The sequence below is a fragment of the Knoellia aerolata DSM 18566 genome (assembly GCF_000768695.1).
Classification (GTDB): Bacteria; Actinomycetota; Actinomycetes; order Actinomycetales; family Dermatophilaceae; genus Knoellia; species Knoellia aerolata.
The window spans coordinates 1-15,040 of the sequence record NZ_AVPL01000031.1 but is presented as its reverse complement, the minus strand read 5'-3'; the positions used below and the strand labels follow the sequence as shown (position 1 = coordinate 15,040).

At 71.8% G+C, this 15,040-nt stretch carries 14 protein-coding genes; 10 read left to right on the top strand and 4 right to left on the bottom strand.

Annotation, left to right across the window (positions count from 1 at the left end; genetic code table 11):
- Both gnd and uidA read right to left on the bottom strand, forming a co-directional pair.
- Complete coding sequence (gene gnd / locus N801_RS11760) at positions 1-1,452, bottom strand: NADP-dependent phosphogluconate dehydrogenase (protein WP_035937961.1); 1,452 nt, start codon at positions 1,450-1,452, stop codon at positions 1-3.
- A gap of 3 nt (positions 1,453-1,455) precedes the next feature.
- Positions 1,456-3,237 carry a beta-glucuronidase gene (gene uidA, locus N801_RS11755; protein ID WP_035937959.1) on the bottom strand — a complete coding sequence of 594 codons (1,782 nt, stop codon included), beginning with the start codon at positions 3,235-3,237 and terminating at the stop codon, positions 1,456-1,458.
- Between the two features lie 114 nt (positions 3,238-3,351).
- Here uidA and N801_RS11750 point away from each other — a divergent pair, with 114 nt between their 5' ends.
- Genes N801_RS11750 through N801_RS20745 form a run of 3 tightly spaced genes read left to right on the top strand, consistent with a single transcriptional unit; the run spans position 3,352 to position 5,590 of the window.
- A complete protein-coding gene (locus tag N801_RS11750) occupies positions 3,352-4,395 on the top strand; it encodes a LacI family DNA-binding transcriptional regulator (protein WP_035937956.1) in 1,044 nt (347 codons plus the stop codon).
- A gap of 44 nt (positions 4,396-4,439) precedes the next feature.
- Positions 4,440-5,402: a class I fructose-bisphosphate aldolase gene (locus N801_RS11745; RefSeq protein ID WP_052112915.1), complete on the top strand. Its 963-nt coding sequence runs from the start codon at positions 4,440-4,442 to the stop codon at positions 5,400-5,402.
- Between the two features lie 29 nt (positions 5,403-5,431).
- A complete protein-coding gene (locus tag N801_RS20745) occupies positions 5,432-5,590 on the top strand; it encodes an Hsp20/alpha crystallin family protein (protein ID WP_169744262.1) in 159 nt (52 codons plus the stop codon).
- A gap of 31 nt (positions 5,591-5,621) precedes the next feature.
- Here N801_RS20745 and N801_RS11740 read toward each other — a convergent pair whose 3' ends face one another.
- Positions 5,622-6,917, bottom strand: coding sequence for a lactate racemase domain-containing protein (locus tag N801_RS11740; protein ID WP_052112914.1), 1,296 nt, complete (start codon positions 6,915-6,917; stop codon positions 5,622-5,624).
- 98 nt (positions 6,918-7,015) lie between these two features.
- Here N801_RS11740 and uxaC point away from each other — a divergent pair, with 98 nt between their 5' ends.
- The 6 genes from uxaC (at position 7,016) to N801_RS11710 (ending at position 14,009) form a co-directional block, all read left to right on the top strand.
- A complete protein-coding gene (gene uxaC, locus N801_RS11735; protein ID WP_211254722.1) occupies positions 7,016-8,419 on the top strand; it encodes a glucuronate isomerase in 1,404 nt (467 codons plus the stop codon).
- Positions 8,416-9,813 (top strand): mannitol dehydrogenase family protein, encoded by a 1,398-nt coding sequence (locus tag N801_RS11730; RefSeq protein ID WP_052112913.1) that lies wholly within the window; start codon positions 8,416-8,418, stop codon positions 9,811-9,813. Before uxaC ends, N801_RS11730 begins: the two co-directional genes overlap by 4 nt.
- A 100-nt stretch (positions 9,814-9,913) precedes the next feature.
- Positions 9,914-11,383 carry a glycoside-pentoside-hexuronide (GPH):cation symporter gene (locus N801_RS11725; RefSeq protein ID WP_052112912.1) on the top strand — a complete coding sequence of 490 codons (1,470 nt, stop codon included), beginning with the start codon at positions 9,914-9,916 and terminating at the stop codon, positions 11,381-11,383.
- Between the two features lie 85 nt (positions 11,384-11,468).
- The gene (gene larE, locus N801_RS11720) at positions 11,469-12,329 is read left to right on the top strand and encodes an ATP-dependent sacrificial sulfur transferase LarE (RefSeq protein WP_084108796.1); all 861 of its coding nucleotides are present in this window, start codon (positions 11,469-11,471) and stop codon (positions 12,327-12,329) included.
- Positions 12,322-13,014, top strand: coding sequence for a nickel pincer cofactor biosynthesis protein LarB (larB, locus tag N801_RS11715; RefSeq protein WP_084108793.1), 693 nt, complete (start codon positions 12,322-12,324; stop codon positions 13,012-13,014). The genes larE and larB overlap by 8 nt, the downstream gene beginning before the upstream one ends.
- Positions 13,015-13,139: 125 nt before the next feature.
- A complete protein-coding gene (locus N801_RS11710; protein ID WP_052112911.1) occupies positions 13,140-14,009 on the top strand; it encodes a dimethylarginine dimethylaminohydrolase family protein in 870 nt (289 codons plus the stop codon).
- A 3-nt stretch (positions 14,010-14,012) separates the two neighbouring features.
- Here N801_RS11710 and N801_RS21075 read toward each other — a convergent pair whose 3' ends face one another.
- Positions 14,013-14,180, bottom strand: a complete 168-nt coding sequence (locus N801_RS21075; protein ID WP_169744261.1) for a hypothetical protein — start codon at positions 14,178-14,180, stop codon at positions 14,013-14,015.
- 40 nt (positions 14,181-14,220) lie between these two features.
- Here N801_RS21075 and N801_RS11705 point away from each other — a divergent pair, with 40 nt between their 5' ends.
- On the top strand, positions 14,221-14,892 hold the full coding sequence (locus N801_RS11705; protein ID WP_035937951.1) for a hypothetical protein: 672 nt from the start codon (positions 14,221-14,223) through the stop codon (positions 14,890-14,892).
- Positions 14,893-15,040 lie beyond the last annotated feature (148 nt).

Genomic DNA, 15,040 nt, shown 5'->3' with positions numbered 1-15,040 from the left:
TCAGGACATCTGGATCTCGGCGCCGCCCTGCGACCACGGCGTGTGGAAGGTGCCGGGACGGTCCACGCGGCCGTAGGTGTGCGCGCCGAAGTTGTCGCGCAGCCCCTGGATGAGCGCGGCGGGGAGCCGGTCGGCGCGCACGGTGTCGTAGTAGGCGAGGGCGCTGGAGAACCCGGGCACGGGGACACCGGCGGAGGTCGCGACACCCACGACTCGGCGCCAGCCGTCCTGGCGCTCGGCCATCCCGGCGACGATGCTCGGGGCGACGAGGAGGGTGGCGAGGCCGCCCGCGGCGTACTCGTCGCTGATCTGGCTCAGCAGCCGGGCGCGGATGATGCAGCCGCCGCGCCAGATGCGGGCCACGGTCGCGACGTCGACGTCCCAGCCGTACTCCTCGCTCGCGGCGCGGATCTGCTCCAGCCCCTGGGCGTAGGCGACGACCTTGCTCGCCCACAGCGCCTCGCGGACCTGGTCGACGAGGGCCGACCGGTCGACGTCGCCGAGCGCGCGGTCCGGCCCGGACAGGACGCCCTGGGCGGCGTCGCGGATGGCGACGTCGCCTGAGGCGGCCCGGGCGAAGACCGACTCGGCGATCGTGGAGACGGGGACGCCGAGCTCGAGGCCGGACTGGACGGTCCAGCGGCCGGTGCCCTTCTGCTCGGCGGCGTCGGTGATGACGTCGACGAGCGCACGGCCGGTCTCCGGGTCGACCCGGTCGAGGACCTCGGCGGTGATCTCGACGAGGAAGGAGTCGAGCTCGCCGGTGTTCCACTCGCGGAACACGTCGGCGACCTCTGCGGCGCTCATCCCGGCGGCCGACAGGACGTCGTAGGCCTCGGCGATGAACTGCATGTCGGCGTACTCGATGCCGTTGTGGACCATCTTGACGAAGTGGCCGGCGCCGTCGGGACCCATCCAGGCGCAGCACGGCTCCCCGTCGACCTTGGCGGCGATCGACTCGAGGATCGGTCCGAGCGCGGCATACGACTCGCGGGAGCCGCCGGGCATGATCGACGGGCCGTTGAGCGCGCCCACCTCGCCGCCCGAGATGCCGGTCCCGACGAAGTGGAGACCGAGCTCGCGCAGCCTCGCCTCGCGGCGTCGCGTGTCGGTGAACTGCGCGTTGCCACCGTCGACGACGATGTCGCCCTCGTCGAGGTGGGGCAGCAGCTCGTCGATGACGGCGTCGGTGCCGGCACCTGCCTGCACCATGATGATGATGCGCCGTGGCCGCTCGAGTGAGGACACGAACTCCTCGACCGTCTCGGCCCCGACGAAGGTGCCGTCCACGGCATACGACTCGAGGTGGGCGAGGGTGCGGGCGTGGGTGCGGTTGAAGACGGCGACGGTGTGGCCGTGCCGGGCGAGGTTGCGGGCGAGGTTGCTGCCCATGACGGCCAGGCCGACGACGCCGACGTTGGCGAGCCCGGGGATGGGTTGTGCGGTGGTCACGGCTCAGGCCTCCTTGTTCCAGCGGCGGCGCAGCGCGAACGCTGCGGACTTCGGGCGACGGTCGCGGGTGAAGGCGCCCTTCTTGTTGCCGTCGACGCGCATGATCCCGGAGGTCGTCGCGAAGTCGGCGAAGTTCCACACGTGCTCACCGACGACGGCGTCGATGGAGTCGAAGACCCGGTGGTTCATGTCGAGGTAGTCGACCTGGTACTCCTCGCTCCACGGCTGCGGGGTGAGGGAGTGGTTGCCGGAGAGCGTGTCCGCGCCGTACTCGGTGATGACGATCGGCTTGCCCTCGCTCGCCCAGCCCTGCAGCTCCTCGGTCCACGCGATCTCGGCGCCGGCGAGGTCGCCGGTGTTGACGTACCAGCCGTAGTAGCGGTTGAGCATGAGGACGTCCGCGAACTGCGAGACGCGGCACGTCCCGTGCGGCGCCAGCATGACGTTGACGAAGCCCACCGGCCGGGTGGGGTCGGCCTCACGGGCGACGTCGAACAGCGGCCGGAAGTAGTCCTCGGCACCCTGGGTGTCGGACTCGGGCTCGTTGGCGATCGACCAGACGACGACGCTGGGATGGTTCTTGTCGCGGGCGACGAGCTCCCGGATGGCCTGCGCGTGCACCTGTTGGGTGGCGTCGTTGATCGTCTCCGGCGAGTAGGTCGTGTAGCCCTGCCCGCCGAAGATGCCGCCGCCGAGGCCCATGTTGATGCCCACCGCCGCGGTCTCGTCGATGACGACGATGCCGTGCTTGTCCGCGTAGTCGAGGACGTCCTCGCTGTAGGGGTAGTGGGAGGTGCGGAACGAGTTGGCGCCGATCCAGTCGAGCAGCTCGAAGTCGTTGACGAGGTGGGCGTTGTTGTGCGCCTTGCCGATGATGGCGTGGTCCTCGTGCATGCCGAAGCCGGTGAAGTAGAACGGCTCGCCGTTGATGAGGAACTCGGTGCCGCGGACCTCGACGGTGCGGATGCCGACGTTCTGGTGGATGGAGTCACGGACCTCGCCGCCGTCGTCGACGAGCTGGACCTCGAGGTCGTAGAGGTAGCCGTCGCCGGGAGCCCAGAGGTGCACGTCGGCCACGTCGAGGGTGCCGGTCGGGCCGTCGCCCTCGGCGACGACCTCGCCCGCTGCGTCGCGGAGGACGACGTGCACGTCGAGCCCGTCCTGGTCCACCGCGTCCGCGGTCCACTGGACCGAACCGGTGGAGCCGGCGAACCCGGTCACCACGGTGAGGTCCTCGATCCGCGCCTGCGGGGTGGCCGAGAGCCAGACCGAGCGGTGCAGCCCGGCGTAGTTGAAGAAGTCGTGCCAGTACACCTGGGCCGGGCCGCTGGGCCGCTGCTCGATGACGCCGGGCGGGATGCTCTGGAAGCTCAGCGTGTTGTTGACGAGCGCGGTGACGCGGACCTCGTCGCCCGCGGTGACGAACTCGGTGATGTCGGCCTCGAACGGGGTGTAGCCGCCCTCGTGGCTGACGACCTCGTGGTCGTCGACCCAGACGGTCGCGCGGTGCGTCGCCGACTCGAAGTGGAGGACGACGCGCTGGCCGTCCCACCCGCGGGGGACGCGGACCGTCCGCTGGTACCAGATGTCACCGAAGTAGTCCTTGACGGCGGCGTCGGCGACGACGTCGTTGAAGCTGGCCGGCACGGCCATGTCGCGCGCGTCGGCGAGGGGGGCGGCGTACCACCGGGCGTCACGACCGGACGCCTCGGCGTCGAGTCGGAAGGACCAGAGGCCGTCGAGGTTCTTGCGCTCTCGGCTCGTGGTGTCCTGGGGTCGCAGCATGGGTGGTGCCTTTCGCTTGGCGGGGTCGGGGGGGGTCTGGTGTCCATTCACGCAGGCAAGGGCCGGCGCTGCCCAGTGATTGCCACGAGTTGCCACGGTCCCTAGGTTGGGCTGATGGAGCGGCGACCGACGATCTACGACGTGGCCAAGGTCGCGGGTGTCGCCGCCTCCACCGTGTCGCGGGCGTTCGCCCGCCCCGGGCGGGTCAACGCCGAGACGGCGGCACGCATCTTCGAGGCGGCGCGCGAGCTCGGCTACCGGACCACAGCGCTCCCCGGGCTGACCACCTCACGGTCCCGGACCCTGGCGCTGGTCGTCACCGACATCACCAACCCGTTCTACGCGGAGATCATCCGGGGCGCGCATGAGGCTGCGGCCGAGCTCGGCTACACCCTGAGCCTGTCGCACACCCAGGAGGACGCCGACATCGAGCGCGCCTGGATCGAGCACGAGCTGGGCACGGTCGAGGGGGTCGTCCTCGCGAGCTCGCGGATGTCGGACAGCACGATCCGCATGCTCGCCAAGCAGAAGCCGGTGGTCGTCCTCAACCGCCGCCTGCCGGAGGTGCCCTGCCTGCTCGTCGACAACGCCCGCGGGATGCGTCGGGCCCTCGAGCACCTCGGCGAGCTCGGGCACACGTCGGTGACCTACCTCGCCGGCCCCGAGGCCAGCTGGACCGACGGGATCCGGTGGCAGGCGTTGCGGGAGGCCGGGTTCGAGCTGGACATGCGGATCCGCCGGGTCGGACCGACCCAGCACCCGACGATCGACGCCGGGTTCGCCCGCGTCCGCGAGATCATGTCGCAGCCGACGACCGCGGTCATCGCCTACAACGACGTGCTGGCCATCGGCGTCATCAAGGGCCTGCGCCGGATGGGGGTCGGCGTGCCGGACGACGTCAGCGTCGTCGGCGTCGACAACATCCTGCTGGCCGAGGTCGTGGAGCCGGAGCTGACGACCGTCGCCGCGCCGCTGCGCGCGCAGGGCGAGACGGCCGTGCGCAACCTCGTCGCGATGGTGGGCGGCGCGGTGTCGTCGCGCCAGCCGCTCGTCCTGCCGGTGACGCTCGTCGTCCGCCGGTCGACCGCTCCACGCAGCCGGAAGGCGGCCTCGCCGGCACGGGTCCCGTCGGCGGCGGGACCAACGACCCTCCCCTGAGGGCGTGGCGGGCAGGAGGATCGAAGGGTCGAGAGGAGCCCGCCATGACACGCCGAGTCGACCAGATCCTGTCGTGGTACCCGTCGGACGACCGCACCACCCGCGCCAACCTGCGTCGCATCCTGTCGCAGGGCCGCACAGGGGGGTCGGGGAAGCTCGTCGTCCTCCCGGTCGACCAGGGCTTCGAGCACGGCCCCGGCCGCAGCTTCGCGCCCAACCCCGCCGGGTACGACCCCCGCTACCACGCGCGGCTCGCGATCGACGCGGGGTGCAGTGCGCACGCGCTGCCCCTCGGCGCGGCCCGTCTGGTCGCCCCCGAGTACGCCGAGGACCTGCCCCTCATCCTCAAGTGCAACAGCGCGGACGGCCTGTACGTCGGGGCCGACCCCCAGCCCGCCGTCGTGGCCGGTGTGGAGGAGGCGCTCGCGCTGCGCTGCGCCGCCGTGGGGTTCACCATCTACCCGGGCTCGGCGCACCGCAACGAGATGTACGAGCAGGCCCGGTCGCTCGCTCGTGACGCGGACGCCGCCGGGCTCCCTCTGGTCCTGTGGTCGTACCCGCGCGGCAGCGGGGTGTCCGACACCGGGCGCACCGCGGTGGACGTCGTGGCGTATGCCGCGCACCTCGCCTGCCAGCTGGGCGCCCACATCGTCAAGGTGAAGCCGCCGACCGAGCACCTCGAGTCGGAGGCCGCCCGCAGCGCCCTGGAGCGGGCGGGGGTGCCCCTGGACACGCTCGCGGACCGGGTGCGGCACGTCGTGCAGTCGGCCTTCGACGGCCACCGCATCGTCATCTTCTCGGGCGGTGCGGCCAAGGACACCGCCGCGGTGCTCGAGGAGAACCGGCAGACGGCGATGGGTGGCGGGTTCGGCACGATCATGGGCCGCAACTCCTTCCAGCGCCCCCACGACGAGGCCGTGCACCTGCTCGGCAACGTCATGGACATCCACCTGACGACCCACGCGCTCGGCCCCCGGTCGGGCGTCCACGCCGGTCAGCCGGGCTGACTCGGCCGGGTCGGCGGGCTCCCGGGACCTTGGGCCCTGAGGACGTCACCCTCGACATCGAGGGCGACGTGCTGACCATCTGCGGCGAGCGCCGCGAGGAGCAGCGGACCGAGGGGCACCACGAGGTCCACGACGGCGCCAGCAGCCGGCGCGTCCGCCTGCCACGCGACGTCGACCCGGACGGCTGACGCTCGTGGGGCAGGGTTCCCGTCCGATCCGTCAACGGAGCCGGAAGAGGACCTCGCCCGCGTTCGGTACGACGAACGTCGCGCCGTCGGCCTCGGCGGCCGCGAGGTCGACCGTGTCCGGGTCGAGGTAGCCGAGGTTGGCCTTCCGGCACTGCTCCTCGGGGATGCGGGTGGCGAGGGTGACCTTGACCCGCAGCCGTTCCTCCCCGGTCTCCGCGTCGTAGGTCCCGGCGCCGCGCAGGTGGGTCGAGTGCGCGAGCGTGCCCCAGTGCACGTGCTTGAACCGGTCCCACTGCTTCACGAAGTAGTCACGGCAGTGGTAGCCGATCTCGAGGATCTCCGGGTGGCTCGTCGAGATCTCGGTGATGTGCGGCGCGTAGAGGATGACCTCGCCGCCGTCCGCGACGACGGGTTCGAGCTTGTAGAAGCCCTTGGCGCCGGTCCAGATGTCCTCGTACATCTCCGGGATGACCGAGATGACGCGGTGCACCGGCTCGTCGAGACGGTGCACGTGGGTGGCGGCGCAGACCTGGGCGGCGCTGGCCCAGGACGAGATCGTGTCGCCGAACGAGATCGAGTGCAGGTCGAGGCTGCCGGCCTCGCCGACGACGCAGAACGCGAGCTTCTCCGCCGGGACGAGGGCGGCCCCCTCGTTGATGAGGGCCCGCACCGGGGTGACCGCCGTGGTGCCGATGATCTCGGCCGACGTGATGAGGGCACCGATCCAGTGGGAGACGTCGATGATGTCCTGCCCGGCGACCCCGGGGAAGAAGTACTTGTTTCCGCCCGAGATGCCCACCACCTCGTGCGGCAGGACCGGCCCGACGACGAGGGCGATGTCGTGCTCGACGACGGCCCGGTTGAGCAGCACGGGGACGTCCATGGTGAGGCGCCCCCCGGAGAGCTCCGCGAGCCGCGCCGCCGGGATCGTGCCGAGGTCGGCGAACGTCGACTCGTCCCACCACTCGTGGTTGACGACGGTCATGCCTGGATAGGTCTCCTCGAGCCGCCCGACCTCGTAGCCCAGGTGGGCGGCGAGGGCCTCCTCGCTCATCGGCTGGTGCGTCCCGAGCGCGATGAGCGTGGTCAGCCGCGTCGCGCGCCCGTGCAGCGCCGCGTGCACCGCGCCCATGAGCATCGGCAGCGGGCAGGTGCGGGTGCCGTCGGGGACGACGATGCAGACGCTCCTGCCGTCGACGTCCGTGTCGGCCAGGCGGTCACGGATGAACGACGTGACCTGCTCGGTCGTGAGCACGCCGTGCTCGTCGCCGATCCGGGCCGCGCGCTGGGCCGCCTCGGCGGGGGACTCCTCGGTGGTCGTCGTCATGGCATCACTCTCGCCGGGGGACCGGCGCGTGGCAAGGACGCCTGGCAACTCGTGGCAACCCGTGGACGTGCGCCGACGGGGCGCCCACGATGACGAGCATGACCTCACTCCACGCCGACCGACTGCTGCCCGCGGACCTGGGCACGCGCGACATCGCCAGGCGGCTGCATGCCGCCACCGCCGGGCTGCCGATCATCTCCCCGCACGGGCACGTGCCGCCGCAGTGGCTGGCCGAGGACACCGCGTTCCGCGACCCGACGTCCCTGCTCATCTCGCCGGACCACTACGTCTTCCGCCTCCTGCACGCGCAGGGGGTGCCGCTGGCCGACCTCGGCGTCGGCGGCGTGCCGCTGGACGAGCAGGGCGCCCGCCGCGCCTGGCGGCTGTTCTGCGAGAACTGGTCCGCGTTCCGGGGGACGTCGAGCAGGTTCTGGCTCGAGAGCGTGCTGTCCGACGTGTTCGGCCTGTCGCAGCGGCCGTCCGCCGAGTCCGCGGACGCGCTCTACGACGCCATCTCCGCAGCGCTCGCGACGCCGGAGTTCCGGCCGCGAGCGCTCGCCGAGCGGTTCGGGATCTCGGTGCTCGCGACGACCGACGACCCGACCGACAGCCTCGAGCACCACCGCGCCCTGGCCGAGGACCCCGGGTTCGCCACCCGGGTCGCCCCGACCTTCCGGCCCGACCGCTACCTCGAGCCGGCCCGCGCCGACTTCGCCGAGCTCGTCGCGGCGCTGGGGCGGGCGGCCGACGTCGACACCTCGACCTATGCCGGCTACCTCGCCGCCCTCGAGGACCGGCGCCGGTTCTTCAAGGCGCACGGCGGGGTCTCCACCGACCACAGCCACGTCGACGTCGTCACCCTGACGCTCGACCCCGCGGAGGCGCAGCGCATCTACGCCAAGGCCCTCACCGGCAAGGCCTCGGCGACGGAGGCGACGGCGTTCCGCCGACACATGCTCATGGAGATGGCGCGCATGGCGACCGAGGACGGTCTCGTCATGACCCTGCACCCGGGGGTCCACCGGGACCACCACACACCGACCGCCGACCGCTTCGGTCCCGACACCGGCCACGACATCCCCGTCGCCGTCGAGTTCACCCGGGCACTGCAGCCGCTGCTCGAGCGGTACGGGACGGCGGAGGGCTTCCAGCTCATCCTCTTCACGCTCGACGAGTCGGTCTTCAGCCGCGAGATCGCGCCGCTCGCCGGCTTCTACCCCAGCGTGTATGCCGGTGCGCCCTGGTGGTTCCTCGACGCACCCGAGGCGGTGCGGCGTTACCGCGGCGCCGTCACCGAGACCGCCGGCTTCCACCGGACGTCGGGGTTCATCGACGACACCCGCGCCTTCCTGTCCATCCCCGCCCGGCACGACATGTCCCGTCGTCTCGACGCGGCATACCTCGCCCAGCTCGTCGCCGAGCACCGGCTCGACGAGGACGAGGCCCTCGAGACCGCGGTCGAGCTCGTCACCACCATCCCGAGCCGGGCGTTCAAGCTGTGAGCGCCGACGACCGGCTGCGCCGGCTCTCGCGCGACGTCGACGGACGGCCCGCCGCGCCCGTCCGCATCGTGCACCTCGGCTTGGGCAACTTCTTCCGCGCGCACGCGGCCTGGTACACCGACCGGGCTCCCGGCGCCGACGCCTGGGGCATCGCGGCGTTCACCGGCCGCTCGCCGGCCGCCGCCGAGGCGCTGTCCGCCCAGGACGGTCTCTACACGCTCCTCGTGCGTGGTCCCGAGGGTCCCCGGCCCGAGATCGTCTCGAGCCTGTCCGCCGTGCACCCCGGCGACGACCTCGCCGCCCTGCGCGACTACTTCTCCCGCCCCGAGCTCGCCGTCGTCACGCTGACGGTGACCGAGGCCGGGTACCGACGGGCCGCCGACGGCGGTCTCGACCGGGAGGACGGCGGCGTCAGCGCCGACGTCGCCGCCCTCCTCGTCGATCCGGTGGGGGGCACCGTGACGACGACGCCGGGCCGCCTCGTCGCCGGGCTGCTCGCCCGCCGCGCCAGGGGCGCCGGAGCCCTGGCGATCGTGCCGAACGACAACGTCCCCGACAACGGGGCGATGGTCGCGCGCGTCGTCACCGACCTCGCCGACGCCGTGGACCCGACGCTGCGCGCGTGGGTCGACGACCACGTGTCCTGGGTGACGACGATGGTCGACCGGATCACGCCGCGCACCACCGACGACGACCGCGACGAGGTGCGGTCGCGCACCGGTGTCGACGACCCCGAGACCGTGCCCACGGAGCCCTACAGCGAGTGGGTCCTCGCCGGGTCGTTCCCCGGCGGGCGGCCCGACTGGGAGGCCGTCGGTGCCCGCGTCGTGGACGACGTCGCCCCGTTCGAGCAGCGCAAGCTGTGGCTGCTCAACGGCGCCCACTCGGTGCTCGCCTACGGCGCCTCGATCCTCGGCCACGAGACGGTCGCCGACGCCATCGCCGACCCCCGGGCCCGGGCGTGGGTCGAGGAGTGGTGGGAGGCCGCCTCGCGCCACCTCCGACTGCCTGCGGAGGAGGTCGCGGGCTACCGCGACGCCCTGCTGGCCCGCTTCTCCAACGCCTCCATCCGCCACCTGCTCGCGCAGATCGCCGCGGACGGCTCCCAGAAGGTCCCGATCCGCGCCGTGCCGGTCATCGCGGCCGAGCTCGCGCAGGACCGGGTCGAACCCGGCGCCACCCGGATGGTCGCGGCGTGGGTCGCCCACCTCCGCGGACACGGTGCGCCCGTCACGGACACCCGGGCCGAGATGCTCCAGGAGCTGGTCGCCGGGTCCGTGGGCGACGCCGTCGACCGGGTCCTCGGGTGGCTGGACCTCGACGCCCCGGCGCTCCACGACGTCGTCGTCGAGCAGGTCACCGAGCTCGAGTCGGCGTCCGGGTCCGGCACCTGAGCGCAACAACTGGCAACTCGTTGTCGCCACTCCCACCCCGCCGCTTCACTGGACACAACACCCCACCCCACCCGCAAGCGTTGGTATCAAAGGAGATTCAATGTCCAGTGTGACGAAGGAGGCGATCGCCCAGGAGTTCGTCGTCGAACGGCTCCCCAAGCGCTCGGTCATCGGCTACGGCTTCGGTGACTTCGCCAACAACCTGGCCTTCACGCTCAGCACCGCGTTCCTGCTCTACTACTACACCGACGTGGCCGGCCTCTCCGCCGCCTCGGTCGCGACGATGTTCTTCGTCGTCCGTCTCTGGGACGCGTTCGCGGACGTGTTCGCCGGCCGGCTCGTCGACCGCACGATGACCCGGATGGGCAAGTTCCGCCCGTTCATCCTCTTCGGCGCGGTCCCGCTGCTCTTCCTCAGCTACCTCACCTTCCACGTCCCCGCGTCGCTCGAGCAGGGCCAGAAGCTGCTGTACGCCTACGCCACCTACGCCGTCCTCGGGCTGGTCTACTCGCTCGTCAACATCCCCTACGGCTCCCTCGCCTCGGCGATGACCCAGTCGGTCAACGAGCGGGCCAAGCTTGTCGCGTCGCGCTTCTTCGGCGGCGCCCTCGGCGGCATCGTCCTCACCTACATCATCGCGCCCCGCATATCCGGCCTGCGCGAGGAGAAGAAGACCCTCAGCTCGGCCGAGTACCAGGAGAAGGTGCAGACCATCTTCACGCAGACCACGCTGCTCTTCATCGTCCTCGGGAGCCTCGCCTACGCGGTCACCTGGTACTTCTGTCGCGAGCAGGTCGTCCGCACCCAGCCGCGGGTGACCCTGCGCGAGACCTGGGACACCCTCAAGGGCAACAAGCCGCTCGGCTACCTCTGTGCGGCGAGCTTCTTCTACCTCATCGGCCTCTTCGCGGTCGGCGGGGCGTCGGTCTACTACGCGCAGTACGTCCTCGGCGACATCAAGTGGGTCGGACCCATCACCCTCGTCAACAGCGGCATCTCCATCCTCGCCGCCCCGTTCATCCCCTGGCTCGTCAACCGCTACGGCAAGAAGGCGCTCTTCCAGTACTGCGGCGTCTTCACCATCGTCGGCGGCCTGGCCCTCTTCTTCACCCCTGCCGGCGCGGTCATCCCGGCACTGATCTTCCTCGGCGTCAAGGGCATCGGCGCCGCGCTCATCAACACGCTGATGTTCGGCCTCGAGGCCGACACGGTCGAGTACGGCGAGTGGACGTCCGGCAAGCGCGCGGAGGGCACCACGTACGCCCTGTTCTCGTTCACCCGCAAGATCACGCAGTCGGTCGGCGGGGCGCTCGGCGCCGCGGCGCTGGCCTGGGGCGGCTACCTGTCCGCCACTCCGGACATGCCGAACCCGATCCAGCCCGAGACCGCCGTCACGGCGATCCGCGCCACGATGGGGCTCATCCCGGCACTGGCGGCCCTCATCGCGATGATCATCTTCTGGAAGTACCCCCTCACGGACCAGCGCTTCAAGGAGATCCGCAACGAGACCGAGCTGCGCAAGCGTCAGGAGGGGCACCTCATCGCCCCCGACGGCCACGTCCTCGACTGACGCCCGAGAGACCACACCCCGTCGACCGGCCCCACGGCATCCCCGTGGGGCCGGTCCCGTCCCACCACGAGCAAGGAGTGACAGGATGCGTCACGTGCAGGACGACCCGAGGTTCGGCCCCGACGACGCAGGCGTCGCGGCGGTCCGTGCGGCCCTGGCGCTCCACCACCGCATCGGCATCGCCTACTCCGGCGGCGTCGACTCGGCCACCCTCCTCGCCCTCGCCGCGCTCGAGCTCGGACCGACGCGCGTCGTGGCGCTGCTCGGCGTCTCGCCCAGCCTCGCCGCCGACGAGCGGACGGCCGCCCACGAGGTCGCGTCCTTCATCGGGGTGCCGGTGGTCGAGGTGCGGACCCACGAGGGTGACAACCCGGCATACCAGCGCAACGGCCCGGACCGCTGCTTCCACTGCAAGGACGAGCTGTTCAGCCGGATCGACGACACCGTCGTCGCTGTGCACCGCCTCGACGCGGTGGCCTACGGCGAGAACGCCGACGACGCCCAGCGGCCGGACCGTCCCGGGTCGCGGGCGGCGGCGGAGCACCGGGTGCTGCGGCCGCTCGCCGACGCCCGCCTCGACAAGGCGGCGGTGCGCCGCATCGCCCACGTCCTCGAGCTGCCGTGCGCCGACAAGCCGGCCGCACCGTGCCTCGCGTCGCGGATCCCGCACTTCGAGGAGGTCTCCCCCGAGAAGCTGGCCCAGGTCGAGGCGGCGGAGGCTGGCCTGCGCTCGCTCGGCTTCGCCGACTGCCGGGTGCGCCACCACGGCGACGTCGCGCGCATCGAGCTGGTGCCCACCGACATCCCTCGCGCGACGGAGCCCGGCCTGCGCGAGCAGGTCGAGGACGTGGTGCGCTCCGCCGGCTTCCGGTTCGTCGCGGTCGACCTCGCGGGCATCCAGTCCGGGGCCTTCACCCTGCCGCTGGTGGCGGCGACCCGTGGCTGACGGGTCGGACTGGGAGCCCGGCGAGGCCCTGCGAGGCATCGCCGAGCTCGACCTCGACCGTGCCTCACGCCGGGGCTACCCGGAGGCCGTCTACTGCGAGGGCAAGACGGCCGAGCAGGTCGGCGCGATCGCCACCGAGGTCGGCGCCCGCGGGGCGCGGACGCTCTTCACCCGGGCCGGTCCGGAGCACGCCGAGGCCGTCCTCGCCCAGCTGCCCGACGCCGCCCACGACGCCACCGCCCGGCTGCTGGCCTGGCCCGCCGAACCGCCCGAGCCGACGGGGGGAGACGTGCTCGTCGTCGCCGCCGGGACCTCGGACCTGCCCGTCGCCACCGAGGCCCTGCTCGTCGCGCGGCACCTCGGCCGCCGTGCCGAGATCGTCGTCGACGTCGGAGTGGCCGGACTCCACCGGATCCTGTCGCGCCTGGACCGGCTGAGGTCCGCGCGCGCCATCATCGTCGTGGCCGGCATGGACGGTGCCCTGCCGGGCGTGGTGGCAGGGCTCGTGTCCGCCCCGGTCATCGCGGTGCCGACGTCGGTCGGGTACGGCGCCGCCTTCGAGGGACTCGCACCCCTGCTCACCATGCTCAACAGCTGCGCACCCGGGGTCGCCGTGGTCAACATCAACAACGGCTACGGCGCAGGCCACCTGGCCGCGCAGATCGCCGAGCCGCACGGACCCTGACGGACTCACCAGCACCTTTGCGTGATCGCTCGGGGTGGATGTCACACTGACGTTGCCGCGGACGGTGACCCAGTCGTGCGCGGCCTGCTGATGCCCTGGGTCCGCTCGGATCAGGAGGTGGGCGAGTGCTGAACTCGACGCTGCTCATGTCGTCGGCCCACTACTTCGGCAACGACCACAAGCTCAACCCGTACTACGAGGACGGCGCCACGGTCGACACGGCCAAGGCCGAGATCGAGCACCGCGGCATCATGGACGCGCTCCACCGCGCCGGCGCCGAGATCGTCACCGTCGACGCTCCGCCCACGAGCCAGGACGGCGTCTACACCGCCAACTGGGCCCTGGTGCGCGACGGTCGGGCGCTCATGGCGACCCTTCCGCCCTCGCGCCAGTCCGAGGAGGCGTGGGCCAAGGACAGGCTCACCGAGCTCGGCTACCGGATCGAGCACCTGCCGCAGCCGTGGCGGTTCAGTGGCCAGGGCGACGCCCTCGTCTGTGGCGACCTCGTGTTCTGCGGCGCCGGCTACCGCTCGGACGAGGCGGCGCTGGAGTATGCCGCCCACCACTTCGGACTCGAACGCATCCAGCTCCAGACGCTGCCGCTCCTCGACGACGCCGGCCGCCCGGTCACCAACGTCGTCAGTGGCTGGCCCGACAGCTACTGGTACGACATCGACCTCACCCTCGCGGTGCTGCGCGAGCCGGACTCGACGAGCAAGGGCCTCATCGCCTACTGCCCCGAGGCGTTCACGCCCGAGAGCCGCGCGATCCTCGCAGGCCTCGACGCGGTCGACACCATCGAGATCGACGAGCGGGAGGCCAGTGACGCCTTCGCCTGCAACCTCGTCTCGACCGGGACCACGGTCGTCATGAGCGACCAGGCGCCGCTGCTGCGCGCCGACATCGAGAGCGCCGGGCTGTCCGTCATCACCCCGCACGTCGACGAGCTCGCGAAGGGCGGCGGCTACATCCGCTGCACGTCCCTCTGGATCTGAGCGTCAGGGCCGCTGGGCGGTTGCCCGGGCGTGGCGCTGGTGCAGGCGGTCGCGCACCTCGTCCGGGGTGTAGGCGCGGCGCTTCCGCTCGTTGCGCGCGGCGACCGCTCCCGTCGCGACGACGGAGACGACGCCGGCCAGCCCGAGAAGCTTCCACCAGTTCGGCTGCATGCCGGCAGCGTATGCCGGTCACGCGGCATACGCTGCGGGCATGCCTTCGACGCCCCGACCCGGCGGACTCTCGCTCGACGAGGCGGTCGACCTCACCCGCACCGGTGACGTCTGGATCTTCAGGGGCCGCTCGGTCGCCGACCGGGCCATCCGGGCTGCGACCAACGCGCCGGTCAACCACGTCGGGATGGCCGTCGTCCTCGAGGACCTTCCGCCGCTGATGTGGCACGCCGAGCTCGGCAAGTCGCTCCAGGACGTGTGGACCGGCGACCACCACCGCGGGGTCCAGCTGCACGACCTGCGAGCGGCGGTGACCCGCTGGCAGGAGACCTACGACCAGCGGGCGTGGCTGCGCCAGCTCACGCCCGAGGTGGGGGAGGAGCAGGAGGACGCGGTGCTCCGGTGCGTCGCCCGCCTCGACGGGGTCTCGTTCCCGTCGACGGGGCGGCTCGCGTGGCGCTGGCTCAGTGGTCGCGACGGCCACGTCTCCCGCAAGGACCTCGACCTCAAGGCGCTGCGGCCCGAGGTCGCCTACTGCGCCGAGGTCGTCGCGCTGACCTACGAGGAGATGGGGCTGCTCCACCCGGATGCGCCGATGAACTGGTACGACCCGGGGACGTTCTGGAGCGGCGACTCGCTGCCCCTCGTGCCGGGCTGGGACCTCGGCCTGGAGATCGCCGTGCACCGATCCGGTGGTTCGCCGCGTGAGTGACTTCGCTTGTGCGACAACGGGATTGGTTGTGGACAACTCTTGTCTGCGAACGTGCGTTCGAGTAGAATCGGGGTATGGATCTCGGGGCGGTGAAGGTGGCGTTGACGGAGCTGTACGCCGCCGTCGCGGCGCCCGCGGACGAGGGTGG